General features: G+C 47.8%; 23 protein-coding genes. 8 read left to right on the top strand and 15 right to left on the bottom strand.

Going from position 1 to position 26,668, the window contains the following annotated elements; all coding sequences use genetic code 11:
• Positions 1–149: 149 nt before the first annotated feature.
• The 3 genes from HP570_RS03125 to HP570_RS03135 form a co-directional block, all read right to left on the bottom strand.
• Positions 150–1,229, bottom strand: coding sequence for a phosphodiester glycosidase family protein (locus HP570_RS03125; RefSeq protein ID WP_173624859.1), 1,080 nt, complete (start codon positions 1,227–1,229; stop codon positions 150–152).
• Positions 1,210–1,716 (bottom strand): hypothetical protein, encoded by a 507-nt coding sequence (locus HP570_RS03130; RefSeq protein WP_173624860.1) that lies wholly within the window; start codon positions 1,714–1,716, stop codon positions 1,210–1,212. The genes HP570_RS03125 and HP570_RS03130 overlap by 20 nt, the downstream gene beginning before the upstream one ends.
• 139 nt (positions 1,717–1,855) lie before the next feature.
• Positions 1,856–2,680 (bottom strand): RDD family protein, encoded by an 825-nt coding sequence (locus HP570_RS03135; RefSeq protein WP_173624861.1) that lies wholly within the window; start codon positions 2,678–2,680, stop codon positions 1,856–1,858.
• Between the two features lie 77 nt (positions 2,681–2,757).
• On the opposite strand from HP570_RS03135, the gene HP570_RS03140 reads away from it, so the two are divergent.
• Positions 2,758–3,738 carry a stage II sporulation protein M gene (locus HP570_RS03140; protein ID WP_173604747.1) on the top strand — a complete coding sequence of 327 codons (981 nt, stop codon included), beginning with the start codon at positions 2,758–2,760 and terminating at the stop codon, positions 3,736–3,738.
• On the opposite strand, the gene HP570_RS03145 is transcribed toward HP570_RS03140, so the two are convergent.
• From HP570_RS03145 to HP570_RS03165, 5 genes are read right to left on the bottom strand one after another with little or no spacing between them, the layout of a single operon-like run.
• Positions 3,705–5,075, bottom strand: coding sequence for a DUF58 domain-containing protein (locus tag HP570_RS03145; protein WP_173624862.1), 1,371 nt, complete (start codon positions 5,073–5,075; stop codon positions 3,705–3,707). The two genes, HP570_RS03140 and HP570_RS03145, sit on opposite strands and share 34 nt — an antisense overlap.
• Complete coding sequence (locus HP570_RS03150; protein ID WP_064200644.1) at positions 5,026–5,946, bottom strand: AAA family ATPase; 921 nt, start codon at positions 5,944–5,946, stop codon at positions 5,026–5,028. The genes HP570_RS03145 and HP570_RS03150 overlap by 50 nt, the downstream gene beginning before the upstream one ends.
• 8 nt (positions 5,947–5,954) lie before the next feature.
• A complete protein-coding gene (locus HP570_RS03155) occupies positions 5,955–7,079 on the bottom strand; it encodes a DUF4350 domain-containing protein (protein ID WP_173624863.1) in 1,125 nt (374 codons plus the stop codon).
• Positions 7,072–7,698: a DUF4129 domain-containing protein gene (locus HP570_RS03160; RefSeq protein ID WP_015891952.1), complete on the bottom strand. Its 627-nt coding sequence runs from the start codon at positions 7,696–7,698 to the stop codon at positions 7,072–7,074. Before HP570_RS03160 ends, HP570_RS03155 begins: the two co-directional genes overlap by 8 nt.
• Positions 7,691–8,728 (bottom strand): DUF7847 domain-containing protein, encoded by a 1,038-nt coding sequence (locus HP570_RS03165; protein WP_173624864.1) that lies wholly within the window; start codon positions 8,726–8,728, stop codon positions 7,691–7,693. The genes HP570_RS03160 and HP570_RS03165 overlap by 8 nt, the downstream gene beginning before the upstream one ends.
• Positions 8,729–8,904: 176 nt before the next feature.
• On the opposite strand from HP570_RS03165, the gene HP570_RS03170 reads away from it, so the two are divergent.
• Positions 8,905–9,456: a hypothetical protein gene (locus HP570_RS03170; protein ID WP_309139177.1), complete on the top strand. Its 552-nt coding sequence runs from the start codon at positions 8,905–8,907 to the stop codon at positions 9,454–9,456.
• 247 nt (positions 9,457–9,703) lie between these two features.
• Here the strand turns inward: HP570_RS03170 and HP570_RS03175 are convergent, their stop codons facing one another.
• From HP570_RS03175 to HP570_RS03190, 4 genes are all read right to left on the bottom strand, one after another.
• Positions 9,704–10,852, bottom strand: a complete 1,149-nt coding sequence (locus HP570_RS03175) for a glycosyltransferase family 4 protein (protein ID WP_173624866.1) — start codon at positions 10,850–10,852, stop codon at positions 9,704–9,706.
• Between the two features lie 33 nt (positions 10,853–10,885).
• A complete protein-coding gene (locus HP570_RS03180) occupies positions 10,886–12,712 on the bottom strand; it encodes a CotS family spore coat protein (protein WP_173624867.1) in 1,827 nt (608 codons plus the stop codon).
• A 182-nt stretch (positions 12,713–12,894) separates the two neighbouring features.
• Positions 12,895–16,167 (bottom strand): DEAD/DEAH box helicase, encoded by a 3,273-nt coding sequence (locus tag HP570_RS03185; protein ID WP_173624868.1) that lies wholly within the window; start codon positions 16,165–16,167, stop codon positions 12,895–12,897.
• A gap of 100 nt (positions 16,168–16,267) precedes the next feature.
• Positions 16,268–16,495 carry a hypothetical protein gene (locus tag HP570_RS03190; RefSeq protein ID WP_015891958.1) on the bottom strand — a complete coding sequence of 76 codons (228 nt, stop codon included), beginning with the start codon at positions 16,493–16,495 and terminating at the stop codon, positions 16,268–16,270.
• Positions 16,496–16,777: 282 nt separating this feature from the next.
• Here HP570_RS03190 and pdaA point away from each other — a divergent pair, with 282 nt between their 5' ends.
• Complete coding sequence (gene pdaA / locus HP570_RS03195; RefSeq protein WP_173624869.1) at positions 16,778–17,563, top strand: delta-lactam-biosynthetic de-N-acetylase; 786 nt, start codon at positions 16,778–16,780, stop codon at positions 17,561–17,563.
• A 69-nt stretch (positions 17,564–17,632) separates the two neighbouring features.
• Here the strand turns inward: pdaA and aspA are convergent, their stop codons facing one another.
• Positions 17,633–19,057, bottom strand: a complete 1,425-nt coding sequence (gene aspA, locus HP570_RS03200) for an aspartate ammonia-lyase (protein WP_015891960.1) — start codon at positions 19,055–19,057, stop codon at positions 17,633–17,635.
• A 159-nt stretch (positions 19,058–19,216) separates the two neighbouring features.
• On the opposite strand from aspA, the gene HP570_RS03205 reads away from it, so the two are divergent.
• Positions 19,217–19,723, top strand: a complete 507-nt coding sequence (locus HP570_RS03205) for a Gmad2 immunoglobulin-like domain-containing protein (RefSeq protein ID WP_173604737.1) — start codon at positions 19,217–19,219, stop codon at positions 19,721–19,723.
• 362 nt (positions 19,724–20,085) lie between these two features.
• The gene (locus HP570_RS03210) at positions 20,086–20,832 is read left to right on the top strand and encodes a YwaF family protein (RefSeq protein ID WP_173624870.1); all 747 of its coding nucleotides are present in this window, start codon (positions 20,086–20,088) and stop codon (positions 20,830–20,832) included.
• Between the two features lies 1 nt (position 20,833).
• Here HP570_RS03210 and HP570_RS03215 read toward each other — a convergent pair whose 3' ends face one another.
• Positions 20,834–21,712 (bottom strand): LysR family transcriptional regulator, encoded by an 879-nt coding sequence (locus tag HP570_RS03215; protein ID WP_173624871.1) that lies wholly within the window; start codon positions 21,710–21,712, stop codon positions 20,834–20,836.
• Between the two features lie 141 nt (positions 21,713–21,853).
• Between HP570_RS03215 and HP570_RS03220 the strand changes: the two genes are divergently transcribed.
• Together HP570_RS03220 and HP570_RS03225 are read left to right on the top strand one after the other, a co-directional pair.
• On the top strand, positions 21,854–22,750 hold the full coding sequence (locus HP570_RS03220) for a DMT family transporter (protein ID WP_173624872.1): 897 nt from the start codon (positions 21,854–21,856) through the stop codon (positions 22,748–22,750).
• Positions 22,751–22,873: 123 nt separating this feature from the next.
• Positions 22,874–23,347 carry an SRPBCC family protein gene (locus tag HP570_RS03225; protein ID WP_173624873.1) on the top strand — a complete coding sequence of 158 codons (474 nt, stop codon included), beginning with the start codon at positions 22,874–22,876 and terminating at the stop codon, positions 23,345–23,347.
• An 88-nt stretch (positions 23,348–23,435) separates the two neighbouring features.
• Here HP570_RS03225 and HP570_RS03230 read toward each other — a convergent pair whose 3' ends face one another.
• Entirely contained in the window at positions 23,436–25,034 is a 1,599-nt protein-coding gene (locus HP570_RS03230) for an amidohydrolase (protein WP_173624874.1), read from the bottom strand.
• 223 nt (positions 25,035–25,257) lie between these two features.
• On the opposite strand from HP570_RS03230, the gene HP570_RS03235 reads away from it, so the two are divergent.
• Positions 25,258–26,568 (top strand): MFS transporter, encoded by a 1,311-nt coding sequence (locus HP570_RS03235; protein WP_173624875.1) that lies wholly within the window; start codon positions 25,258–25,260, stop codon positions 26,566–26,568.
• The last annotated feature ends 100 nt before the right edge of the window (positions 26,569–26,668 follow it).

Here is a 26,668-nt window from a genome sequence, read left to right on the forward strand (position 1 = left end):
TTCATTAACTCCTCCTATTATTATAATTTTCAGCAATTTTCAAGGTCAACCCACATTCACAGTTGCCTAGGCAAACTTTTCTCTACAGAAAAAAACACTCTTCTGCAACAAGACTTGTCGTCTTCGCAGAAGAGTGTTGCGATTTTTGCTTAAGGCATGACGACCAAATTGCTCACCACGCGTCGTTCTTTGCCGCCAGAAGGCTTGTTCAACAGCTTGCCGTTGTAATAAAACGCACTGGAGCCGCCGCCGTCGAGGTTATACGCATCCACGACATGCCACTCTTGCAGCTTTCTTTGCGCTTCCTCCAGCGTAACACCATTACTCCAGCCATCTCGTCTTCCATCAATGACAATCAGCAGCAAATCGCCGTTGTCGAAATGCCCGATCAATGTTCGCGGTTGACGCGCATTCGCCCATTCACGCGGGATAGGCAATCGTTTTCCACCCTGCAAAAGACGCGGCAAGAAGCTCGCTCCCTGCAATATCCCTTGTTGCGTAATTTGCGCCTGCGTCTTGATGCTTGTTCCGACCAGATGACCTTTGTTATTGAAACCGACAAAGCTCAGCTTCGCATTATTGGAAAAGGTTCGAATCTTGCCGTCAACAACCGTAATGCCTAACGGAGTCAGATTGCCCTGCTTGTCCGACATAAAGCCGCCTGCATTGATCGCAAGAATGGAGCCTGTACGCTTACCAGCTTGACTTGTTGTTTCTCCCTTACTTTTCACAGAGTTGTTGGCCAGCACCATTTTCAGCGCGTTTGGATCATTGAGGCGAACTTTTGCCATATAGCCGCGGTATCCGCCTTCTTGCAGGGAATATACCTTCACTGTCGAGTTTTTCCCGAAGTGTTGACCGATCGGCTTGCCAAGCATGTTGGACAAAATCGTGTCCAATACATCCGCAGATTTTTGTGTCTGGGATTTGCTCGCTTCAAGTGCGCTGCTAATCTTCTTGTTTTGTTGCTCGTATTCTTTCTGTTCCTTTTTCGAGCGATCCCGGATGTCTTCGATGACGATTTCTACGTTTCGAAGCTGCACCTTGGTATCGTTGAGCCGTTCCCCCAGCTCATCTGCTTGGCTCTTCGCTACGGCAGAAGAAAGCTTCAGTCCTTCTGTCTGGAGCTTGTCCACTGGATTGTCCAGCGCAAAAGCGACCAAAAAACCGAGAGCAGGCGCCAACAGAAAGAGAAAGAAACGGTTTATCTTACCAAGCACGGGCAGCATCCTCCAATTTTTTCAGAGATGCTTTCAAATCAACCAGCTGTTTGTTGAGTTGGTCAACCCGATCCTGCAGGGCTTCTTTGGTCTTGTTGGTGCCACCAATGGTTTCACCCGTCAAAGCCAAATCTTCTTCCAGATTTCCTAGACCCTTCTGGACATTTTGCATTTCTTCCTGCACGAGAGTCAATTGGGCTCCCAATGCCTTCATCTGCTTTTGATTATTTTCCTGAATTTGATCAATTCGTTGGTTTACAAATTGTTGCTGCTTGTCCAACGTATAAACAGCAAAGGCATATCCAGCATAGGCAAGTCCTACCCAGACCAGAACGGCCAAAACGATCGGTAGTAAAGGGCGCTTACCTTCTGTCTGGGAGGGAATCAATGCCTGAAAAAGACTGCCTCTTCTGCGTCTTCCTTTCTGCTTCCCGTTTGCCGGGAGTGGCAGTGTGGGTGACGAAGTCGATGACGCTCCCATGTATTTGTCGTCCATCGGCTCCCTCCTCCTTCCTGTGGCATAGAGTGAGGTTTCATTATAACATAGAAAGTTTTTGAAGCAGCATTTTGCTGAATAATGGGAAAATACGTCGAGAAAAGAAAATACCGCCACTATTTTTTGGCGGTACTTCGCTTTATTTTCGGAGTTGAAATTCGTTTTGTAGCTGATTGTGCAGCCTTTGCAAAAACAGGATCGGGTCTTCCCTGTTGGTCTGTTCGTCAACAAGCTCTAATTTTTTGCGCAGGATGCTGGCTATTTGATTCCCCAGTTCATATTTTTTCGCTTGAGATAAAGAAGATAATCTGCTAATGAAGGAGGAAAGCAGCTGCCAATCCTCTCGGGTAATCGCCTGTTTTTGGCGCTCATCAAGCACAAGTAGCGCATGATTCAAATCAAAGCCGTTTGGCTGTTTGTCTTTCTTTTTCTGAAAAAGAGTCGATCGCTGTCCTGACTCCACTACGACAATTGTGCCCGCTACCATATCGCCAATTCGCTTATCACGGGGGTGAAAAAAGCAGACGAGCGCCCCGAGAAAATAACCAGTCGGCATTGCGTCAATGATGCGAAACAGATTCCGGATCGTCGAGGAAACAAACGTCGCAGGCTGTCCGTTATCACGGATGACCCGGATTCCCACCATCCTTTTGCCAACGGTCTGTCCACCCCAGAATGCTTCCTGTAACCAATAGTAGCCAAAATTTATTACGAAAGTCACCAGGAGAACGATGGCCAACGTGTAGTTGCCAGAATCCAGGAAAAAATCATCTTCATTTCCAAATAAAACTATACCAAACAATATAAATACAGTAAGATTAACCAGGAACAAAATTCCTGTATCAATCAGCATCGCAGTGGCGCGACTGCCTAGACCTGCCGTCTGAAATCGCAGCATAACATGCTCGGGTGTCACGACAGACGCTTCTCGATTTGACCCACTGACGTATGTTGGTTCATTCATGATGTTTTTCTTCCCCCCTCGAAACTATGAGTTTTTTTCGAGTGATTACACACACGCTAATGAAGGAGGCATTATACATGGATATTACCTCATTTTGGCACAAGCATAAGGCCTCTTGGGCCGAACTGGAACAATTAGTGGAGCGTTTTACCCGACAGCCTCGGCACATCAGTGCTACCGATATTGATCGACTGACACAGCTATACAAGAAGACGTCTGCTCATTTGGCCTATGTACGCTCCTACCATCCTGCGGACGAGATTACCCTCTACTTAAACCAACTTGTCTTACGTGCACACAATTTGGCTTACAAGCAGCGAATAGGCAGCTGGCAACAGCTCAAGCATTTCTTTGGCAGCTACTTGATGGGTCTCGTACATATGCGAATGAGCTTCATTGGTGTGGCAGCGCTTCTTTTCATCATCGGTGGCATTTCTGGTTTTGCCGCCGTCATGGTCGATCCACTCAACCTGTATTATGTATTGCCACAAGGGATGGCTGAGCAGATCGATCCATCCAGGCTGGGAGAAGGGCACGAATCGCTCGACAGTCCGGTCATTTCCACGATGATTATGACTAACAACATCAAAGTCGCGATGCTGGCCTTTGTCAGTGGAATTACGTTTGGAATCGTTCCCATCTACCTTCTCTTATTCAATGGCCTTTTGGTTGGAGCTTTGGCAGCCGTCTACTATCAGGCAGATAGCAGCTACGCGTTTTGGGCCTACATTTTGCCGCACGGCGTGATTGAGCTGACTGCCATCTTTATTGCGGGCGGAGCAGGTCTTCACATGGGATACCGCCTGCTTGTGCCCGGTCGTTACGCACGAAGACATCAATTTTTGGAGGCGGCAAAAGAGTCTGCGCATCTGCTGTTGGCTACCATCCCGCTTTTGTTCATCGCGGGAATCATCGAGGGCTATATTACTCCCTCGAGTCTCTCTCTCGAAGCCAAGTACATCGTAGCTGTTGGCACATTGCTTTTGCTGATTGCCTGGTACCTCCTCGGATACAAGTCCGATTCTCACAAAGCTTCTCTTGATTTGATGTCCAAATAAGTATTGATAACCGTCAGCGTCAATTGATCGGCCGGAACGTCCAGTACCTGGATACCCGCGCCGATCATTTTTTGTTGAAACGCCCTGCGATCGAGCTGGAACCGTTGAGCTACCGCCTTCGTAAACGCCAAGCTGCTGTTGCTCGTGTCTATATGGCTCCATTCATGCAGCAGCGGATCTGCCAAAGACAGCAACAGGAGCAAATGCGAACGGCGCATCCGCCACAAATAATTGCTCAACTGATCTTCGACGAGGTAGTTTTCCATATCTGAAAAAAGAACGACCAAGCTCCTTCTCTTTTGCTGGCGATTCAAAAATTCAAGCGCCTTCGCTGGATCAGCCTCTACAAAATCACTCGTCAGGTTGTAGGTCGCCTCCAAAAGGGTGTGCAAGTGGCGCAGTCCTCTGCCTGGAGGTATGTACGTCTTGATTTCATGCGAATAGGCTAGTAGCGCTACCTGATCTCCTTGACGCAATGCCACTGCCGCTAACGTGAGAGCAGACTCCAGCGATCGATCCAGCCTCGTCTGATTATCCAGCTCGACGCCCATCAACCTGCCGCAATCGATCAGAATGGTAATCACCTTGCCATGCTCTGGTCGATATTGGTTCGTCATCAGACGTCGGGAGCGTGCAGAAGCGGACCAGTTAATCATCCGAGGATCATCGTCCGGCACGTAATCGCGGATCGCATGGAATTCCGTACCCGCTTTCTCCCTGCGCATGATTTTTTTCCCGTCGACGATCAAGCTCTCCTGCAATGAAGCCAAATAGCCACGAACGGCTGAAAGGTCGGGGTATACCTTGATCGTTTGTTCACACGCAAAGCGGCTTTGGCGATACCACAAGCCGAGCTTGCCATGCCAGCGCATATACAGCCAGCGGAACACGTACTCTCCGCGTTCTTTTCCTCTTGTTTCAAAACGGATGTTGGTTAAGGGTTGCTCCATCACGCCTGTGATTGGTCCGGTTTCTTCAAAAGTCAGCGGAAGATCTTCCACGATGGAGTACGAAACGGATTGCCCGCTATTATTGGCAAGCTCAAGCTCGATCGAAAACGATTGTCCGATATCCGTCTGCTCAGGCAAGATACGCCGGATCGACAAGTCTCGGCGTTTGGGGATGGTAACCCAATCCAAGATGCTGGCGATCAGGAGTAAACCGTTGTACAAAAAGAATGTCGAATAGCCAATCTCCAGCGAAAAACCGACGATCGCGATGGGCGTCCCTAGCAAAACTGCCACGAGTAGTCGCTTGGATGGCAAGACAAAACGGTCTGCCAAAAAATCAGCGAGGAACTGGAATAGCCGCCAGCGTCTCTTCGATGATGTGGTCACTGGTACCCCCCTCCAATTCTACCTGCGGTGACAGAATGAGTCGGTGCCGCAAAGCAGGGCGGGCTACCATCTTCACGTCATCAGGCGTCACGAACTTGCGATTGTCCAAAAGGGCCCAGGCCTTGCTCGCCATCAACACGGCGATTCCAGCACGAGAGCTGGCACCTAAGAGCAATCGTTTCGTTTCACGTGTATTGCGAATCAGTGTCGTAATGTACTCCAGAATCGAATCATCCACAACCACTTCTTCTAATTGGCGTCGCTTCTCCAAAATCGCCTCCCATGTAAAGAGCGGCTCTTGATTACGCTCGTGGCTGCGCTTGTTGGGAATATGTTTGGCAAGGATTTGCTTTTCATTTTCATGGGAAGGATACGACATCGTTAGCTTGAACAAAAAGCGATCGAGCTGCGCCTCCGGCAACACATACGTTCCTTCATACTCCACCGGGTTTTGCGTAGCGACGACAAAAAACGGATCAGGCAAAGGATAGGTGACACCATGAATCGTCACTTGTCCCTCCTCCATTGCTTCTAAAAGGGCCGCTTGGGTTTTCGGCGGAGTCCGGTTAATCTCATCAGCCAGCAATAAGTTAGCGAATACAGGACCTTTGATTGTCTCAAACTGGTTTTGCTGCATATTGAACACCACATGACCAATAATGTCCGATGGCATCATGTCAGGCGTAAACTGGACGCGCTTACTCTCGCCCCCCATCAACTCCGATAAGGTCTTTACCATTTTTGTCTTTCCGATACCGGGTACACCTTCTAGCAAAACGTGTCCGCCAGCAACCAAAGCGGTTAGCAGCAGCCGAATATTTTGTCGTTGACCAACCAGCTCTTTTTCCATTTGTTGCAACAATTGCTCCACCGTAATTGTCACTCCTTCTCCAGACGCTTCGTAATCTCATCCAACAAGAGACTGTCTGCAAGCAAGCCCTTGGGCGAGTATCGCCCTTCGTTTTTTGCCTGCTCCAATCGTTCCAGTAGATGAGCGAATTTCTCTACCTCTTGATTTGTCCATCTTGTTTTGGCATATCGCACGATTTCTACACGATCAGCTCGTTGGTGCACTCCCCACCGATCGTACAACAGCTGCCGCATGTATGCTTCTCGATGTCGTAACGCATCCTTTGCCAGCCCTCTTCGCTCATACCAGCTAGACACGGCGAGCAACGTCTCATCACCACGTCGTACTGTCCATTCCCTAAGCGTATAGACTGGTCCGAAACGTTTTCCTCTCCACCACACATACAGCAAAAGCAGGATACCGAGTTGCATGCAAGCGGCTATGAGCCATCCTGGATAGATCGCCAAAAAACCTGGTTTTTCTTGCAAGCCATGATGGTACTCGTCTACCCAAAGAACGGACCAATCTCCTTGTACATACGGCCAGATCGCTTCAAAGTGGGACAGTCGATCAATTTTTTGATTGGTTAGCCATTCCGGTACAAGAAAAAACGTGACACTGCCATCTCCTACCTCTGTTCTTCCCCCGAGTATCCCCTGGTCGTCGTAGAGAAGTGGCTCCATGTCGTCATCTTCTAAAAATCGCAATGGGGTCTCTGCTTTGCCCATGAACCTGCCTAAAACGAGAGATCCCTGAATGTTTCGCTCCTGATTTTCTTTACCCCGAATGTACTCCGTCTGAAAGGGAAGGTCTTCCCACTCTGGTCTCGATTGAAAGAGAATCAAGTCATTGCCTTCACTGACCCAATCCAGAATGTCTATCTGTTCCTCTGGAAGCAGTCTTTCTGGCTCTACTACAAGCATGGCCTGCCCTGTTGCTGTTGGTAAAAAACGCATAGGCTGGCGCCATTCCTTTACCTGCCTGCCTTTTTCCTCCAGTAATACGAGCACAGCCTTGATTCCGCTCGACTGTGCAGACGAAGCCAAGTACGGTGGGAGAGGGTCAGCTGTAGGCTTGACGATCAGCCAGCCCACGATGACGAGCAACAAGCTAGTCACAATGATTCCGACACGATAGGTGCGCAAACTATCCATGCTGTCCCTCCTCGCGCCAGATGCCTTCCAGTTCGTTCACACGCTGCCAGAACGACCCTTCATCAACAAGCGCCTGCCCGTACCAAACAGCGTCGAATTCTCGTGCGAAGCTGCCAAACACATCGCGTAAGCTCGGCTGATTTGCCTCAATTTCTTCTGCGTATTCCCAATTCGTTTTCCATTTCTCCACACGAACCCATGACTTCATTTGCAAATAAACCAACAACGCCAAAAACAACGAGCGTTCTCCTTCCCGCCATTCTCCTCGCGCTGCTTTTTCTTTCGCATCACGCAAATAGTCTACATGAGAACGTATTTTTTCACCGTCCATAAACAGCGGTCGATGCTTCTTCTGTTCCCAAATCATTCTGCGGAACAACCAGTAAATGATGCCGACCAGTCCCAGTACTGCCAGAATGAGCACGAGTGTAGATACGGTATTAGCCGCACCCGATGGAATGTGGGTCCACTGAAATAGCTCGGCGATCAACTCGATCACATACTCCACCGCTCTTTGAATCCAGTTCTCTCCACTTCCTTGGGGCAAATTGAACTCGTCTCTGGCTAGAATCTCTTGTAAATGCTCCTTGTCATCTACCCAAGGACTCGTGCTAATCATGTGTAACTCCCGGCTCTTGTGCAGGGGTAGGATTTGCTGGTTCTACTGGTGCGGATGTAGCAAGCTGACGGCTTACTAGCTCTTGTAAATCTGTCCCTTCTTTTCTCACACGCAGATCAAAGTAAGCCAAAGCGTAAACAATGGCCATCCAAGGGGTCAAGAGGCAGGTAAGTACAACTAGAATCAATTGCGTGAGGATCGATGTACCCAAGACGCCAGTGAGTACTAATTGGATGCCGCTAGAGAACATCGAGTAGATCACACTCAGAACAACAAAAATACCGAATAAGCGCCAAAAGTTTCCTTTTGTCATATTCCAGCTCTGACCAATTCCGACACCATCGCGTTCGAACAGAACGAGCGGCATATAAAAACCCCAACGAATTAAGAAAAAGCCTGGTACGAGCATCATCCCAGCAATTAAAAATAAATAGCCAAATAAAACCAGAATGATCATAAGCACAATGCTGCCTTCCTCTGACGGATTAAACATGGTTTCCAATGTCATTCCACCAGCGAAGGCGATCAGAAAGAAAATCAATCCATATACGATGACAAATGCTGTCGATACTGCAAATGCGATGACTCCATATAGGAAAGTACTACCTGCGAGCGGCCAAAATCGGCGAAGTGCCCCCTTCAACGCATCTTTTAAGCTCAATATCTCTCCCTCGAGGGCAGCCTTCGTCAGTAAAATCGAACCGGAAATCATTTGCGGATAGGCGATAATCCAAAGGATCGGTGCGACAAGGAAGAAGAATATGAGCAACATAGGCAGGCTTTGTGTCATAAATTCTTCTTGTCCGGCAAATCTTGCGCCTAACGATTCTGCAAAGTCCAGACCTTCTGTATCTTGTGCGAGCAAAGGCACTCTGGTAAAGTCAACCAGAAGCAGTTGCTGCAGGAGTAATAATGGACCGAACCAAATTAAAGCCAACAAAAAGAATGCTCCAAAATGCTGGCGATACACTGAAAAGCTCTTGTCCAACAGCTTCCCCACTCCCATGGGGGCAATCGGCGTACGATTCATGAGAAACCTCCATCTTTCTTTTTGAGATTACCTGATAAGTATACACGATTTTCCTGTTTTTTTAAAAAAATCATCTAATTTTGCTAATGTTTCCCTGCCTGATTTTGTCAAATCAGGTGTTAGTCCAATGCGGTCATCCCCCTGTTGAATATGATATTGCATGCATAGTTAGGAGGGTGTTGCCTTTGAAAGCATTGAGAAAGAAGAAGCTAAAAGCAAAGCAAGCCCGTTGCCGCTGCAAGAAGCGATCTACCAAACGCAAAAACAATAGTCTGCTCAGGAAACTACGACGTTTTGTGCGTATCCACGTTCGCGCACCTCAAGTGAATGTGACCACCCCCACACCTCAAGTAGAAGCGCCTGTCGTGCAAGTAGAAGCACCTGTTGTACAGGTAGAATCGCCTGTTGTACAAGTAGAGGCACCTTATGTACAAGTAGAGGCTCCTAAGCCAATCGTCATCCCTGCACCATTAGTGAAGGTAGATGTCGAAAAAGAAGAATCAGCGGATCAAGCATCTATAGAAGGGCTTCGCCAAGAGCTCAGCAAATGCATGAGAAACGATCAACGTGTGGAGGTCTTGCTGACGACAGAATTGGGCCCTGAGAGTCGTTCTTACCGAGTTGGCAAGCTTCTTAGAGTGGAAGAAGGAATCATTGAATTACAGACCTCTTCACGATCGATCGTTATTCCTATCACCCATATCGTCGCGATTATTCCAAATGCATAAATCCAATTGAACAAGCTGATATTCTGCGAGGCTTTACGATGGCCTAAAGATACGGGGAGTCTGTGCGCAGTAGATTCCCCGCATCTCCCTCCATTTCGTTCAAACACATGCGGGACTAGCCCTTATGTTCAGTCAGGCCAGTCCACTCTGGTGGCATTGCATGACTCTTCGTCCTTAAGGTATGAATAAACGCCCACTTCTCCGTTCTCTCTTTAGGGAAGTGGGCTGTAGCATTCACTTTTTGGTTTTACCTACCGCTGTTATTCCATACGTCTAGCACATCTCTTGCGACTCGATCCCATGTAAATCTCTGTTCAGCGAGCTGGCGTCCACTTCTCCCCATTTGACGTTGGAGGTCGCGGCTAGACAATAGTTGTTTCAGCTGTGCAGCAAACGCTAGAGGGTCCTCCGGCTGCTCGACCAACAGTCCATTTCCTCCGATGATCACCTCAGCATTTCCACCCCGCTTTGTCGTGACAAAGGGCAGTCCGGCAGCCATCGCTTCATAATGAACACGTGCCAGCGGTTCCTCCCATTGCGATGGACAGACAAAAACGTCCCCCGCCCAGAACCAGTGGTGAATCTGATCTGCTGGAACAAATCCCGTTGTAATAACCGGAACAGGCGAACGATTCGCTAAAGAGCGTACATATGCTGCATAGTCACTGATTTTATTTTCTCCGTACCAGGACCCTCCAACCAAGACGAGGGCGATGTTGGAATGATAGGAGCGGAGTTCATTCATCGCACGAACCAGAATGTCTGCCCCTTTTTTCGGTGTCAGTCTTCCTACAAACAAGATCACTTGCTTGTTGCCAAGATTGTGTGTCGCCCGCAGTTCCTGCCGAATCTTTTGCGCCGTCTTGGACCCATCCACCGGAACGAACGTTTCCAAGTTCACACCTGAATAAATCGTGCGAAGTTTATTTGCGGCTTCTGGATACAACGAGGCAATGACCCGACCGACATAATCACTAATGGTGATGATCCGTTCTGTTTCAGCAACGGCTCTAGCAGCTTCTGCCTGCCCTATTTTTACTGGATCAAACATATCATTGTGCATACTTAAAATGATGCGTGCGTTCGGGCATACCTCACGAATGATGGGCACCATCCGCGGTCGGTTAAAAACATGGATGACATCATAGTTGTTCGCACTCAGAAAAGCGGCTACTTCGCGCGCATAGATCTCGAACACCCCTTGACCATCTACCCGGACATAACGCGCATTGCGAACCATTTCATCCTTCGGTAGCGTGGGATCCGACGTTCCCAGGATAGTCAGCTCATGATGCCTCCCTAGAATATCTGCAATCCCCGCAATATATGTCTGAATCGCTCCCCCTCGTATAGGAGGGACTGGCAATTTTTCTGTACAGACCATAATAACTTTCATCCGTATTCTCCTTTCCCGTACCGACCTCTTACATTAGTTGCCTTTCGATTTCTTTGATTTTTGACGCTGCTTCTTTATCTGCGTATTTCGGATTAGATTCGCTGTCTTGGCAACCTTCTTGCTTTTATTGGAAGTGACGGTCCGGGACTGCTGTTTAGATGTCCACACAGTTTCTTTTTTGTTTTTTCCAGCTTGACTAGCGGGTTTTACTTTTGGTGATTTGCTCTTTACTCCAATAGAGACCCGAACTTTGCTTAGAGACTTGCTTGACTTTTTGCTGCTTTTTGAGACAGCAGAGCTCATTACCCGCTTCTTGCTTTGACGGACGAGTTTTCGTACGTTACTTGGAGCAAATGGTGCTGATGGTGTGAACGGAGCACTTCCCGAAAATGAGATCGGACCTCTGCGGGTTGTGCTGCTATTTTCCGCACTTGCCCTTTCCTGCTGGCTTTCTTGCGGTTTATTTAGCGCTTTCTCGGAAGTCGGACGGGAACTGGCTACCTTGTCACTTACAGGCTTTTTGTCTTTGGACTCTTTGGACTCTTTGAGTTTGGGCTCTTTGTCTTTGGATCCCTTGACCTTTGACTCTTTATCCTTAGACACTTTGATCTTCGTGGACTTTTTGTCTTTCGGTTCCTCGACAAAAGCCTCAGTTGTTGGTGGTGTGGACAACCCAACAGGTAACAATTCCTTGATACCGGATGCCAACCTTTGCGGTTCAACCACTTCTGTTATTTGATCATAGTTGCCCGGTTCGTACTTACTAATGTCTTTCGCGAGCTCTGCCAATGCCGCATCTTTTGTTTGATCCCCCGTCAGTACTCGTTGCAGGATGCCTTCCGCCTCAGTCGACAAGAAGGTGGCTGGATCATAAAACATCTCTTTGAGATGCTTATAAAATTCGTTTGGTACTGCCATGTCATTCAAGAGCACTTCGAACGATTCGCGATCCAGTGGATTTGCCTTATGGTAGGCTTCGATCATGCCTCGCATCCAGGTAACATCCCAGACGCCCATATCATCCATCGTACTGGTGATGAGCTTGCGCAAATCCCGAAATGGCAAATCGTACGACACGCCATCCAGGTCGATGACCCAAAGCCCTCCAGGTCCATTTTGACCATTTGACCAGCCGTAATCTTGGTGAACCAATCCCCAGTGCGCCTCTCCCATTTTGATCATTTTCGGATAGGCAGACGCTTTTAATTTCTCTAAGGCTGCCCATGCTCGCTGTTCATAGTGATCGACGACGGCCAAAATGGATTTACTTGTTGGGGTTTCACTGTAGGCTTTTGCTATTTCCCGCATCCACCCGATTTTTTTGGCAATCTTTTGATAATGATTGGGCCAACGATATAAACGGGAGGAGTTTTTGGCTCCTGCGGGCGGAACATAGCCTTTCGAATGGCGATGAAATTCACCAAGACCGTAGCAAAGCTCTTGCGCGCCTACCAAATCTACTTTTGTCGCCGGCTGCAAGGCAATCCAATCGGTAACAATCCATAGTTTCCCGCCTTTTTCCACATAAAGACTTCCATTTCGGGCTGGAATCAGTGCTGGGACCCTTGCCCCCTGTTTGACAACGTATTCTTGGAAAGCCACACTATAGAGACTCCGTTCAGGCGTACGGTGCAGTACCTTTAGGCTGCGCGGTCCTTTATCTGTCTCGATGCGCCAAATAGCCCCGCCTTTGTCTGGCTTGGAAGTAATGAGTGTACGACTCTTTACCGACATGTCATACTCTTTGATCACTTGTTCTGCGATCACATCTACTTCTGGTGGCACTGTCAAATCCCAGTTAGCCGGCGTTTCCGCATTCCCTTCTCGGGTATCCCATGGCTTAATCACATATTGTTCCATTCCATTCCCCCCACACTTCTGTGGTGATGCTTCGTCCTTCTCCATAAGCTATTCGCTATGTCCTGATCTCGAACCGGACAAATATCATTGGGAGTCTGCCAATTCGTTATTCGCACAGGGATAAGGTCTCGCAAAAAAACAGCTTGACCCCTCGCTTGGTAGCGACAGTCAAGCTGTTTATGTTAAATCATCAGCAATTCGCGTATTTCTTGCTCGGTTAAAGAAGAGATTGCCTCTTGTCCCGGTGTAATGATTTCTTCGATCAAGTTTTTCTTTTTTTGTTGCAGCTCGTACATCTTCTCTTCGACCGTCCCCTCTGCAACAAGCCTAATCACTTGGACGACGTTCTTTTGTCCGATGCGATGGGCACGATCAGCTGCCTGTTGTTCGACTGCGGGATTCCACCACAGATCATACAGGATTACGGTGTCCGCACCCGTCACATTCAATCCTGTTCCCCCCGCTTTCAACGACATGAGGAACAAATCACGCTCCCCCTCGTTAAACCGGTTGCACAAATCTAGCCTCTCTGCTACTGGTGTCTGTCCATCCAAATAGAAAAACGGGACACCGTGGTAGCCCAGCTCACGTCCGATCATCCCCAACATCTCCGTGAATTGAGAAAAGAGTAAAACGCGCTTTCCAGCATTTTTGCATTCACCGAGGATCTCGAATAGCTGTTCGAGCTTGGCTGACCCTCCGTCATACTCTTTGACGAACAGCGCTGGGTGGCAACATATCTGGCGCAGTCTAGTCAAGCCTGCGAGAATTTTAATCCGATTTTTTTGAAAGCCTTTATTGTACAGATGCTTCACTGTTTCCTGTTGGAGCTGCGCCAAATAGGCGACATACAGCTTTTTCTGCTCGGGCAATAGCTTTGCGCTTTGCAGTGTTTCAATTTTTGCTGGCAATTCCTTTAAAACTTCCGTCTTGAGCCTGCGCAATAAAAATGGACGCGTTCGCTTCGCAATCGTTTCTCTCGGCAAGTCGAGGAATTCCTTTCGTGACGGAAAAAGCTCTGGGAAAACAGCATCGTAGATGGACCACAGCTCCTCTATCCTGTTTTCCACAGGTGTTCCCGTAAGCGCAAATCGATGCTTGGCTTTTATCCGTTTGACTGTCTGAGCGGTTTGGGTGACATAGTTTTTGAAGGTCTGTGCTTCATCCAAGATCAAGGTGTGGAAGGAATGCTCCTCGAACTGGGCATGGTCACGACGCAAGAGTGGATACGAAGTAATAAGCACATCGATTTCTGACTGCTCGTTTACGATTTGATTCCGCTCTTCCTTCGTGCCATCCACAATAACGCTCCGAATCATTGGCGCAAACTTTTTGATTTCGTTGTGCCAATTGTATAAAAGAGAGGCAGGAGCCACAATAATCGCCGGTAGCTTTTGTTCTCGGATTTCGGGCAGAACAGAGAGGAGGAAGGTCATGCTTTGCAATGTCTTCCCCAGACCCATATCATCTGCGAGAATTCCCCCAAAGCCGTAGTGTGCCAGTGTTTTCATCCACTGATAGCCGTACTTCTGGTAATCGCGAAGTGTCCCCTGCAAAGATTCGGGTACAGGAAAGTCCAGATTATCAGGGTTTCGCATATTCTCCAAAAACTGACGCAACGATTTTCCTAACTGAACAGACTGTCCCTGCATGGGTATATCCATCAAACGCAGTCCGTAAATAGCAGGCAATTGAAAGCCACTTCCCATTTGATCAGCGTATTGCATGCCCATCTCGTCCAAGAAACGATTGATTTGCTCAAATTCTTTTGTTTCAAGCGGCAGAAGCGCTCCATTCGACAGCCGATGATATCTGCGCTTTTCTTCTACTGATTGGATGACGCCTCGAATCTCAGACTCGGGTATGCCATCCATATCAAAGCGAAAATCCAACCAATTTGTTCGCTCATTCACATCTACTTTGACTTTAGGGGGGATGTGGAGAGGCTGAATCCTGATTTTTACGGAGGTCGTCGCGTATACCTTTAACAGCTTTTCCAGCTTAGGAACGACATGATAAAGGAAGTCATACTCAGCCTCCTCATCATCTAGAAAATACCCCTCTTCCGTGCGGGTAAAGGCACTTTCCTCCATCAGCTCTAAAATCTGCCGCTCCTTCTCCCCGTCACGCATCAAAATCAGCTCACTGCCACGTTGCCCTCCCCCTTCATGGCCTTCGAGCGGATTGATGACGATATCACCGTATTGAAACTCCAGTCCCGCCAGCAGTCTGTCTCTTACTCGATCCAGATACAGCTTGGCTTTTAACTGGAATTGCACGACCCGTTCGGAGACAGCTTTTGCAATATGCACGTTCCCCAGTTTCATCAAGGCCGGGACAATCTGCACCATGAATGGTTCGATTTTTTCAGCGGGAATGTGAATCCGCTCACTTCCATGGGATTCCAACAAGTGCTTGAGCTCCGCCAAACTGTGGCATTGTTCCTTGGGCAGTCTGTGCCATTTTCCATCTACGAGCAGCAGGCCGTAAGCTTCCAAGACAGTAATGTGCTTGAAGCCCTGCACTTCCAGTTGATATTGATCTGTTTTTGTCTGATCAAATTCGAAGTGGAGTGGCGGTCGATCATCTAGACATACGAACGTTGGATATATTTGCTCATGATCCTGAATGTGAACAGACGGAGCACTGAGTAGCAAGGCAAATAATCGCTCCCAGGTAAACGGCGGAACGAGAAGAATCCGTTCCCCACCCACATGCTTCTGTTCCTGATAACGGTCGCTCGCTGTCTCCCGATACAGTTTCTCCGCTCGGTAAATTTGCAGGAGTTCGCGAAGGATAGCTTCGTGCTCTGGCAAAAAACGATGCAAATTCGGATCATAGGTAAATTGGCTGGAGAATTGATACACCTGCTGCTTATCCACCCGTTCTAAAAATGCGCGAATGTCCTTTACGATGTACAACCTCTTTGGCCCTAGCTTCAGCTCTATTCCGATCATGCTTTTGCGAAAGCCATACCGAACGATTTTACATATGATTTCCAAGGCAAGCGTTGTTCGTGAATCCAGCAACACACGATGATGGCTCGTCCGAAGCGGGCGGTCCACAAACAAACCGAACAATCCCTCTGTTAGCTGAGAATCAGGCTGATCTGTCATGCCTGCTTGTTTCGTTGTAATGGAAGTGGAAAAGCTGTCAGGATGCTCGTCTACTAGTAGATCGCGCATGGTTAACAACGAGGCTGCGATATGTTGGCAGTACTGATCGTACGACGCCAAAGTCGGGCAGCTGCACACTGCTGCCATACCAGAGTCGTCCAGTTCAATAGTGACCTGATAATTATTTTTTCCGGCGTTCACTGTCGTTCTGATCCACGCAGGTTCCGGTTGAAAATGCTCCACAAGCACGTTCCCAGAACGGTAAAAAGTCTTTCCTCTCTCATATGAAAGGCGACCACACCATTCTTTTATCATTTGATGGCTCACTTGAAAGCTCATTTTCTGTTCCATCCTCATTTTGAAATATGTTTAATATTACAGAATGCAACTGAAAAAAGATACGCATGAAAGCGTATCTTTTTCCCCTTATAAAAATCAATTAGGCGTCATCGGAATCTTCGTCGTCAGAATCTTCTTCATCGGAATCCTCTGCATCAGAATCTTCTCCGGCATTGTCTTCTTCATCTTCTTCATCGTCATCGTCATCGTCGTCATTATTGCCGAAGTATAATTTTTTCGTAGTGCCATCTTCGTATTCGATTTTTACTTCCATTTCTTCTGCACCTTCACCAAGTGCCTCACGTAATTGCTCTAACCATTCGTTCATGTTAACTACACCTCCTGGTTATAGATGATCTCTTGGCAGCATTTGCCAACAGCTTTACTGTCGACATTGATACTATATGAAGAGTTCCTTTTTCATGTATGGACAGTTGTCCCCGTCCTCACAGTAGACTTTTACACAACTTGACCTTGCAAGTAACGCATGTACTTAACAAGCTACTGTTGCATACGTGTCGGTTACATATTTGGAAGTAGACTGGACAAACTTTTGATGGAATCGACTTCAATACATCACGACTTTCACAACAGAAGGGAGAGCTCATTGTTGGGCAGACGATGGATCAAAAGCTTGTTGGTCGGGATTAGCTTGTTGCTTACAAGTGCCTTGCCAGTTGACCTCATTATCGCCTCACCAGATCACCCATACCATTTTGGATTTAAAAAGAGCAAGAATGGTCAGTTACCCTCTATCAACGAGGAAGGCTTTAAAAGTATTGTGGATCGTCACGGTGCGGTTTTTTTAGGGGATACCACGAAAAAAGAGCTTTATTTGACGTTTGATAACGGTTATGAGAATGGCTTTACACCAAAGATTTTAGATACCCTTCTCGCAAAAAAAGTCCCTGCCATTTTCTTTGTGACAGGGCACTTTGTGAAGGAACAGCCCGAGTTGTTAAAGCGAATGGCAAAAGAAGGGCATCTGATCGGTAATCATTCCTGGAGCCACCCCGATATGACAACCGTACCGAATCAGAAAATCAAAGACGAACTGACGAAAGTAAGTGATGCCGTCCAGCAAGTGATCGGGCAAGCGAACATGCGTTACTTGCGACCTCCCAGAGGAATTTTCAGCGATCGCACTCTTGCTGTAACCAAAGATTTGGGCTATACCAATGTTTTTTGGTCGGTTGCCTATAGGGATTGGGATACCAAAGTCCAACGTGGGGCAAAATACGCTTATGATAACGTGATGGCCCAGTTGCATCCCGGTGCTGTTATTCTGCTCCATTCTGTCTCCAAAGACAATGCAGAGGCTCTCGGGACGATAATCGATGAAGCACGCAAGCAAGGCTATGAATTTAAGAGCTTGGATCAGCTACCGAAAAAGTAGCGCAAGCCTCCCTTTTGCAAGAAAAAACTCCCGCTGCTTCGCATGTGCAAAGCGCGGGAGTTTTTGGGTTTAGTCGCGATCCAGCAAGGATGCTCCAGCAATACCTGGATGCGTCATTTCAAATGGATCGAGAATCAGATCCAGTTCTTCTTCTGTCAGTACATTGTGTTGCAAGCACAGCTCACGTACAGACTTTCCTGTCAAAATAGCTTCGCGGGCAATGCGTGCAGCAGTCTCATAACCAAGATGAGGATTCACCGCTGTGATGACGCCTACGCTTTTTTCCACGTATTCTTTCATGCGCTCGCGGTTTGCCTCGATTCCTTCCAAGCAGTGACGCGTAAAGACATCGAATGCATTGTCCATAATGCTGATCGATTGCAGCAAGTTGAAGACAAGCACAGGCTCCATCACGTTCAGTTCTAGCTGACCTGCTTCAGATGCCAAACAAATCGTATGGTCATTTCCGATGACCTGAAACGCTACTTGGTTGATGAGCTCTGCCATGACCGGATTGACTTTTCCTGGCATGATCGAGGAGCCTGGCTGACGTGCTGGCAAGGAGATTTCCCCCAGTCCAGCTCGAGGTCCGGATGCCATCAAACGCAAGTCATTCGCGATTTTAGACATATTCATCATGCAAACTTTCAGCGCTGCTGATACTTCTGTATACGCATCCGTGTTTTGTGTAGCATCCACGAGATGCTCTGCACCTGTCAGCGGGAAGCCTGTGATATCGGCAAGATGCTTGACTACTGTTGTAATGTAACGAGGGTCAGCATTCAAACCCGTTCCTACCGCAGTCGCTCCCATATTTACTTCGTATAAATGCTGACGAGATTGCTTAATACGCTTGATGTCGCGTTCAAGCACTCGACGGTATGCTTCAAATTCTTGGCCCAAGCGAATCGGAACCGCATCCTGCAAATGCGTTCTGCCCATTTTAATGACATCATCGAATTCTTTTGCTTTTTGGCCAAATGCATCATGCATCTTATCCATCGTTACGAGCAACTTTTCCAACAGGGTGAGTGTTGCAATATGAATCGCTGTTGGGAACGCATCGTTGGTAGACTGAGACATGTTGACATGTGTATTTGGGCTTAAGTGGAAATAATCTCCTTTTTTCTCACCAAGCATCTCAAGACCACGGTTCGCGATCACTTCGTTGGCATTCATATTAATCGAAGTACCTGCTCCACCCTGGATCGGATCGACGATAAATTGATCATGCCATTTTCCTTGCATGATTTCTTCCGCTGCAGCAACAATCGCATTTCCTAACCGCGGATTCAATCTGGAAACTTCCATATTTGCCATTGCAGCTGCTTTTTTTACCATTGCCATTGCATTGATGAGGGAAAAATGAAGACGGTACCCGGTGATTGGGAAGTTTTCCGTTGCTCGCATCGTTTGCACGCCATAATAAGCATCTACTGGAATTTGCTTCTCGCCAAGAAAGTCTTTTTCCACTCGAAACGTCTGTTGTTCCATTGTTATCAGACCAGCCTTCTAGGAATAATGGTTGCTACTTCCCCTCCATTCTACCACAGTTTCATGCAGGAAGACTCATCCACCTGAAACTCTATTATTCGTTTTTACGTCTTACTATTTGTAGGTACCATTTCATACCAGACAGAATCGAGGGATACCATGAAAAAAATGCTTTTGCTGCTGTTGACGATCGGCTTGCTGCAAGGATGCTCGAGTGGCACAGATAGCCCTTCCACTCCAACAGAACAACAGAAGCCACCTGTTGCAACGAAGCCCGAGACACCTGCTTCTGAGCCACCCGCAAGCACCCAGCCTACAACGCCTGAAAAGCCACCAACGAATCAAACAGGTCAACAGGAGACTGTCTATGGCAATGATATTTTCCGCAATGTCACTGTGAAGAAAACCGCCCAAGACACGTTTGAAATCAAAGGACAGGCGAGCGTGTTCGAAGCTGTACTCAATTATGTCGTAGAAGATGGACACAACGAGCTGACGCAAGGTTCCGTGCAGGCTTCTACTGCTGCTCCTGACTGGGGAGATTTTACCCATACACTGAAAGTGAAAAAAGCGGAACCGAACAGCACACTGACACTCATCTTGTTTGAAACAAGCATGAAAGACGGTAGCCGAAGAATGGAACTGATCATTCCTCTCCCGGAATAAGGCCTGCAAAAAAATCAGACCCTCTCTATGAAAAGAGAGGGCCTGATTGAAAGGGTCTATTATTAGATAGCAGTAGACAGTCAGTTGCCGTATGCCTTGCTGTTACTTTTACTCGCCTTGTTCTTCCTTGAAGCATTCCATGCAGAGTGCACCATTGTTATCGATTTCATACTCGGTTAAGCGAGCTTGACAAGACTTGCATGTTTTTTCCGTGAGCACTAAGTTCAAGACTATATCTCCTCTCAATGATGTAAACTAGTCTATTTATATTATAACCAATGATTTATATCAGAAAAACTTCTATCTGTTAAAATTTCGTGAATTTTCAAATATAAAAAATAATAAACAAAGAGGAGCCCATCATGACCTCACCCTATTTTTCACTTTTCCTGACAGGAGAGCCGTTTCGGCTGTTTTCCTCTTCTCACGTTATTACCTTGATTCTTGTGCTCTGTCTGGTCATGCTCACCTATTTCTTTCGGCAAAAGCTCAAAGCCCCGACACATCGACTCACTACCCGTTACGTACTTGCAGGTGTCTTGCTTTTATCAGAGGTTTGTTATCAGCTTTGGCATGTTTATACCGAGAGCTGGACGGCTGCTTACACATTACCCTTGCAGCTATGTAGCGTGACTCTCCTGCTTTCTGCCGTGATGCTGATGATGAGAAGCTACCGACTGTATGAGATTACGTTTTTTGCCGGGATTGGCGGCGCGATGCAGGCATTGCTTACCCCCGAGTTGTTTTATCCATTTCCGCATTTTCGCTTTGTGCATTTTTTTGTAGCCCACGCGGGAATCGTCCTTGCTTGCTTGTACATGACATGGGTAGAAGGCTACCGCCCGACTGTCCGTTCGATCTGGAAAACGATGGGCTTTTTAAACCTGCTTTTGCTCGTCGCACTTTTCGTCAACCAATGGACCGGTGGAAATTACTTATTTGTCTCGCGCAAACCGGACAATCCCAGTCTGATTGACTTTTTGGGCCCGTATCCGTGGTACATCGTTTCGTTGGAAGGAGTAGCCCTCGCGTTGTTTTTCTTGTTGTACCTGCCCTTTGTCCGAAAGCAGCCGCTGGCGAAGGAAGTCAAGAGCGATTTGTCTGTCTGAATTACGCTTGCTGCTCGTTTACCCAATCGGTTACATACTGCAAGAAGCGTTTGGCAGCCGGTGACTGCTTGGCAAAAGAGGTTGCTGCCACCCCCAGCGAACGGTAATGCTCCCCTTCCAGCGGGATCATCCGAATATTGGCTGGCAAGCGAAACAAAATCATTTCCGGAAGAATGCTGATCCCAAGCCCATTTTGCACCATAGCAATAATTGCGTGATCATCCCCTACTTCATATTTGATTCGCGGCTCAATCTGATACTGCGCCAACAAACGCTGTATATCATTGTCACAGCCCGTCTTCGGCATGATAAATGTCTCTTCGGCCAGTCGGCTCACATGCACCCGTTCCTCTTTGTAGAGCGGGTGTTCCTCTGTCACCAGCAAATACATCTGATCCTTTTTTAAAGGAATCCATTCCAAATCCTCTGTTGTTGGTAAGGAGACGAAGCCAAAATCAATCTCTCCGGTTTGAATCCAGCTTTCAATTCCATCGTAATACCCTTCCATCAGCTTAATCTCGATCGCCGGATACTGGTCTTGGAACCGCTTAAGGATTCCTGGAAGCCATTGTGTGGATACACTCGTGAAGGTTCCAATTCTCACCGTCCCGACCTCCAACCCATTGATCGCAAACACCTCTTGTTTCATCCGCTCATGACAGCGCAAGGTCTCACGCATGTACGGAAGCAGTCGCTCCCCATTACTCGTGAGGCTGATACCTGACCGTCCTCTGGTCAAAAGCGAAAACCCAAATTCCCGTTCCAGACTCGCAATCGCATGGCTGATCGCTGATTGTGTTAGACCTAGTATTTCTCCAGCTTTGGTTAAGCTCCCTGACTCAATAACGGTGATCACTACCTCAAACTTGTTTAAACTCACCCTTCTTCGTCCCCTTTACATGAATCCGATTCATGAAAATCATCACAAACATTCATTTTTCTTATTCAAACGATACTCGTATACTGTTTATGGCGCAACATTAGGACCCGCTTTTTCCCGGGCAAGGAGGCTTATTTCATCATGAAACCGCAAGTGAAAGCCGATTTGGCAATGATTTTGGTCACCCTGTTTTGGGGAACCTCGTATGTGTTTATGCAAATGGGATTAAAGGATTTGGAGACTTTCAATCTGATCGGTATCCGCTTTGGCATTGCTTTTCTACTGGCAGCCGCCTTGTTTTATAAACGATTACGTGGCACGAATCGAAAAACAATGCTTCATGCATTCATACTCGGCGCGCTCCTTTTCGGGGTTTTTGCCACCATCACGAACGGAGTGAAATCAACGACAGCTTCCCAAGCAGGTTTTCTCTTTAGCTTGACCGTTATCTTTGTTCCGCTCTTATCTATTCTTTTGCGAAACCGTCCGGAAAAAAGAGTCTTTGTCGGCGCTGGACTGTCCATGATCGGTATTGGCCTGCTCACACTAAGCGCTGAATTTCGCATCAGCCAAGGAGACCTTTTGTGCATCGCTGGTGCCCTCTTTTACGCTACACATATTACCGTAACAGGCCGATGGGCCAATCAATCGGATACGATCCAGTTGGGAATTTACCAGCTTGGCTTTACGGCGCTGCTGGGCATTGTTTTTTCATTTACACTGGAGACCCCGACATTACCGCAGACTACAGAGGCTTGGATCGCCGTGCTCGCCCTTAGCGTACTGTGCAGCGCAATTGGCTTTGTCGTTCAAACTGTGGTCCAAAAATATACGACGGCTACGCACACGGGTGTTATTTTTTCCTTGGAGCCAGTCTTCGCTGCCTTGTTTGCCTTCCTGGTCACAGGCGAAACACTGTCTCTACGCGGGTACATAGGCGCAGGTCTCGTTTTGATCAGTGTGCTAATTGCAGAAATCGATGTGAAGAGCTTACTGCGCCAAAAGCAGCTGACAAAAAACCCGACTCACTTATCCTGAGTCGGGTTTTGCGTATGGGTCATACAAGAGAGCAATCTGAAAGAAATCCATGCCTGATTTATTTGCTATGATGGAAAAAATGAGTGTTTCAATGACGACACTACTTAGTATGGAGGGATGGACATGAATCAAAACAATGAAGCAAATAAAATCGCAACGCAAGTAGGCGAGTGCGAGATTGTGATCACCCGCGTGTTGGATGCTCCACGCGATCTCGTGTTTGATGCTTGGACGAAAGAGGAGAACCTGTCGAAGTGGTGGGGGCCTCGAGGTTTTACGATGACTTCAGAGAAGTTTGATCTAAAACTGGGCGGTACATGGCAGTTTATCATGCACGGTCCTGATGGCGTTGATTTTCCCAACACCAACGTCTTTGTCGAGGTCGTTCAACTTGAGCGAATCGTTTTCAAGCATACTGTATTTCCTCATTTTCTAGCGACAGCCATCTTTGAGGATCTGGATGGCAAGACCAAACTTACTTATCGCACCGTTTTTGAAGAAACTACGGCTGTATTCGATAAGGTGAAAACATACGCCGTCCCAGGTGCCGAACAGGCCATGGATCGTCTTGAGGAGCATCTGGCCAGTATGTCTTAACAGTAGATCGTTCCATAAAACAGCGACAGCCCAGGACTTTCCTTTCTTGTCCTGGGCTGCCGCTGCTCTGATTTTTCGGGTTATTTTTTCAAGACGTGTAGCACACTTTTCCACCAATGATGGTCATCATGACCTTTGTCGAGAGCAACTCGTCTGGATCAATGGTAAACAGGTCTTTGGAATAGACGGTCAGATCCGCATATTTTCCTCGAGACAGCGTGCCTTTGACATGATCCTCGTTGGTCACCTGTGCACTGCCCAATGTAAACAGATGAATGGCTTCCTCCATCGTCAGTTTTTCTTGCGGGAAGTATCCATCGTGCGTGTCTCCCGGTGCTTTGCGCGTGACGGCTGCGTGTATCCCCAACAGCGGATCGATTGGTTCTACCGGTGTATCCGAGCCCGCGGCGCAAATGATTCCATAATCCATCATCGTTTTCCAGATGTACGAGTGTTGAATCCGCTCCTGTCCTACCCGATCCATTACCCACGGGAAGTCTCCTGCGAGAAAACGCGGTTGGATATCTGCGATCCGATGAGGATGCTTCAAGCGTTCCAGCAGGTCCGGCCGCAAGATTTGTGTGTGTATGAGGCGATCCCGATAGGCGACTGCCGGAAACTGATCCAAGCTGTCCAGCACCATTTCCAGTGCTTTGTCGCCAATGGTGTGTACAGCAATAGGCATCCCGAGTTCACGTGCTTGCCGAACCAGCTCTGTCAGCTCGTCTTGCTTATGCACAGGATAACCGCTGGTGCTCGGATCATCAGCGTACGGAGCTGACAGATAAGCTGTCCTACGTCCTAATGCCCCATCTGCAAAAATTTTCACCGCACCGATTTGCACGTGAGCGTTACCGTAACCTGCCGTCATTTTTAAGTCGCGCAGCTCATGCATATGCGGATAGTAGACAAGCAGGTTACTGCGCAGCGCAAGCTCTTCACCATTAATGAGCTCATCATAGAGCCGATACGTTTGCGCAAGTCCGCCCAATTCACGCAAATCCTCCGTATGTGCCCCTGTCAATCCATGCGCCATTGCATAGCGAATCGAGCTGCGCAGGCTTTGCTTCAGCTGATCGTAGTCAGGTCTTGGAATATGCTTCGTAATCAGGTTGGAGGCCGTTTCCAACAACATGCCCGTTGGCTTTCCATTCACAGGATCATGTACTATGACTCCTCCCGCTGGCACCTCCATATCACGATGATAGCCGCATAGCTCCAATGCCTTGCTGTTGACCAAATTCGCATGTCCACATATTCGTGCCAGAAGAATTGGGCAATGTGGAGCAACTTGATCAAGCTCGTCGATAGTAGGAATGCCACCACCATCCGCGAATAAATTCTCATCCCAGCCGTAGCCTTGTATCCACGCATTTTCTGGTGTGGCTTGTGCTTTTTCTTTCAAGAGAAGCAGCATCTCGTCCTTGGAACGAGCTTTACTTAAATCTAGCTGCAAAAAGGTGAGACCGAGCCATCCCAAGTGCAGATGGCTGTCAATCAATCCCGGAGTAGCAGTATATCCTTGCAGATCTATGACGGTTGCATCACTACCTCCGTATTGAAGAAGCATATCCGCATCGCTGCCCAAGTCATGCACAATTCCATCTCGAACAACTAATGCTTGTACGAACAAATGCCGGGAATCTCCTGTGTAAATGCGTCCATTTCTGAAAATGGTTGTCGTCATCTCGTGACCTCTTTTCTGTTCGCTTCTGTTATTTTTCGTATGCCTATCCCCTCTTAATTTGTTTGCTGCTAGTCTTTTTCCTCCCTAAAATGAAATAACGTTCAAAAAATTGCGACCTTCGCTTTTTTATTTGGGAAAACATGGTGTTTCCTCACTTCCCTGTTGAAAGCAGCAGCGGTAGGGCACGTTATGTTCATGTCCTATTTTTACGCGGAGGGAACGTATGCAACAAAAAACAAAAAAACGCCTTCCATCCTTCCTTCAAATGCAGGAGTCCACTGGTCTAAAAATGACGCGCCATGAGCCTTCTGTGCAAAAGCCATCCGGTCGGCTGGACAATCAAGCCAAGCTGCTGCTCCTGGTCAACGCCGTATTTATTGCCGCTGGCTCCCTTTCTGGCACGTTTGTAAACGTCTATTTGTGGAAGGTAAAAAGTCAATTTGCACCGATCGCTTGGTTTACTTTTGCCGCCCATCTCGCGGGTGCTCTGACCTTCTGGCTTGCGGGCTGGTACGTGAAGCGTCTGAACAAAATGAATGTCCTGCGTGCCGGAATGGCCGTTTCTGCCCTTTTTTATTTACTCGTTCTTCTGGCAGGTCCCAAAGCTGTCTCTTATGCCGTACCGCTTGGGCTCGTTCAGGGTATAGCGAGTGGGTTTTTCTGGCTTTCATTTAATGTGGTGTACTTCGAAATCACGAATGCCGATAACCGCGACCTTTTCAACGGTTGGGCAGGGTTGTTTGCTTCCATTGGCGGCATGCTCGCTCCATGGATATCGGGCTTGCTCATTACGCGGCTTCCGGGGAACAGCGGCTACTCCCTTATTTTCGGGATCTCTCTTGCCCTATTTGTCGTCGGCGTGTTCATCAGCTTTTTTCTAAAAAAACGTCAATCGGAAGGGACCTATTCCTGGAGCTTTTCCTTACGTTGTTTGCGAGAGGAGCCCGAGTGGCGCTGGGCGGCAGGGGCTTTGGCTGGTCAAGGACTGCGTGAAGGTGTATTCGGCTTTGTGATCGGTCTACTCGTCTACATTTCCACGAGAAGCGAGATGACACTCGGCAACTACTGGTTGACTACATCTGCCGTCGGACTTGTGAGCTATTTTCTGATCGCCAAATGGTTCGCTCCTCGCTATCGCAAGTGGGGAATGCTCACTGGTTCTGTCATCATGTGGGGGATTCTCTTCGTATTTTTTTGGCAGGTGAGCTTTACGACTCTGCTTATTTTTGGAATTGCGGTGTCCATCGCTTACCCGCTGTTTTCTGTGCCCATGCTCTCCACGATTTTTGATCTGATTGGCACGAACGAAGAGAGCGCACGCAACCGGGTCGAGTATGTCGTGCTCCGAGAGTTTGCTCTGGACGTTGGTCGGCTGGTGGGGATTTTGATCTTTCTGCTAGTAACGTCCTTGAGCGTCTCTCCTCTTACACTGAACTGGTTGATTCTGTGTATCGGAATCGGCCCACTCATCGCGTGGGTGTGCATGACCAAGCTATTCCGTCACGTCCCTGCGACTAAAAAAGCAGACAACTGAACGAAGTTTGCGCCCATACCTAAACAAAACCCGCTTCGGCTGACTTTCCTAGCGGGTTTTGTCACTGATACTGATGTCCATCTTTATGAAAAACGTCGAG

It is taken from the genome of Brevibacillus sp. RS1.1 (assembly GCF_013284365.1).
Lineage (GTDB): Bacteria > Bacillota > Bacilli > Brevibacillales > Brevibacillaceae > Brevibacillus > Brevibacillus brevis_D.

Coding starts and splice junctions, on each gene's coding strand:
- HP570_RS03125 (WP_173624859.1), bottom strand. CDS start 1,229: ATGCTGCCCGTGCTTGGTAAGATAAACCGTTTCTTTCTCTTTCTGTTG.
- HP570_RS03130 (WP_173624860.1), bottom strand. CDS start 1,716: ATGGACGACAAATACATGGGAGCGTCATCGACTTCGTCACCCACACTG.
- HP570_RS03135 (WP_173624861.1), bottom strand. CDS start 2,680: ATGAATGAACCAACATACGTCAGTGGGTCAAATCGAGAAGCGTCTGTC.
- HP570_RS03140 (WP_173604747.1), top strand. CDS start 2,758: ATGGATATTACCTCATTTTGGCACAAGCATAAGGCCTCTTGGGCCGAA.
- HP570_RS03155 (WP_173624863.1), bottom strand. CDS start 7,079: ATGGATAGTTTGCGCACCTATCGTGTCGGAATCATTGTGACTAGCTTG.
- HP570_RS03160 (WP_015891952.1), bottom strand. CDS start 7,698: ATGATTAGCACGAGTCCTTGGGTAGATGACAAGGAGCATTTACAAGAG.
- HP570_RS03165 (WP_173624864.1), bottom strand. CDS start 8,728: ATGAATCGTACGCCGATTGCCCCCATGGGAGTGGGGAAGCTGTTGGAC.
- HP570_RS03175 (WP_173624866.1), bottom strand. CDS start 10,852: ATGAAAGTTATTATGGTCTGTACAGAAAAATTGCCAGTCCCTCCTATA.
- HP570_RS03180 (WP_173624867.1), bottom strand. CDS start 12,712: ATGGAACAATATGTGATTAAGCCATGGGATACCCGAGAAGGGAATGCG.
- HP570_RS03185 (WP_173624868.1), bottom strand. CDS start 16,167: ATGAGCTTTCAAGTGAGCCATCAAATGATAAAAGAATGGTGTGGTCGC.
- HP570_RS03190 (WP_015891958.1), bottom strand. CDS start 16,495: ATGAACGAATGGTTAGAGCAATTACGTGAGGCACTTGGTGAAGGTGCA.
- aspA (WP_015891960.1), bottom strand. CDS start 19,057: ATGGAACAACAGACGTTTCGAGTGGAAAAAGACTTTCTTGGCGAGAAG.
- HP570_RS03205 (WP_173604737.1), top strand. CDS start 19,217: ATGAAAAAAATGCTTTTGCTGCTGTTGACGATCGGCTTGCTGCAAGGA.
- HP570_RS03210 (WP_173624870.1), top strand. CDS start 20,086: ATGACCTCACCCTATTTTTCACTTTTCCTGACAGGAGAGCCGTTTCGG.
- HP570_RS03220 (WP_173624872.1), top strand. CDS start 21,854: ATGAAACCGCAAGTGAAAGCCGATTTGGCAATGATTTTGGTCACCCTG.
- HP570_RS03225 (WP_173624873.1), top strand. CDS start 22,874: ATGAATCAAAACAATGAAGCAAATAAAATCGCAACGCAAGTAGGCGAG.
- HP570_RS03230 (WP_173624874.1), bottom strand. CDS start 25,034: ATGACGACAACCATTTTCAGAAATGGACGCATTTACACAGGAGATTCC.
- HP570_RS03235 (WP_173624875.1), top strand. CDS start 25,258: ATGCAACAAAAAACAAAAAAACGCCTTCCATCCTTCCTTCAAATGCAG.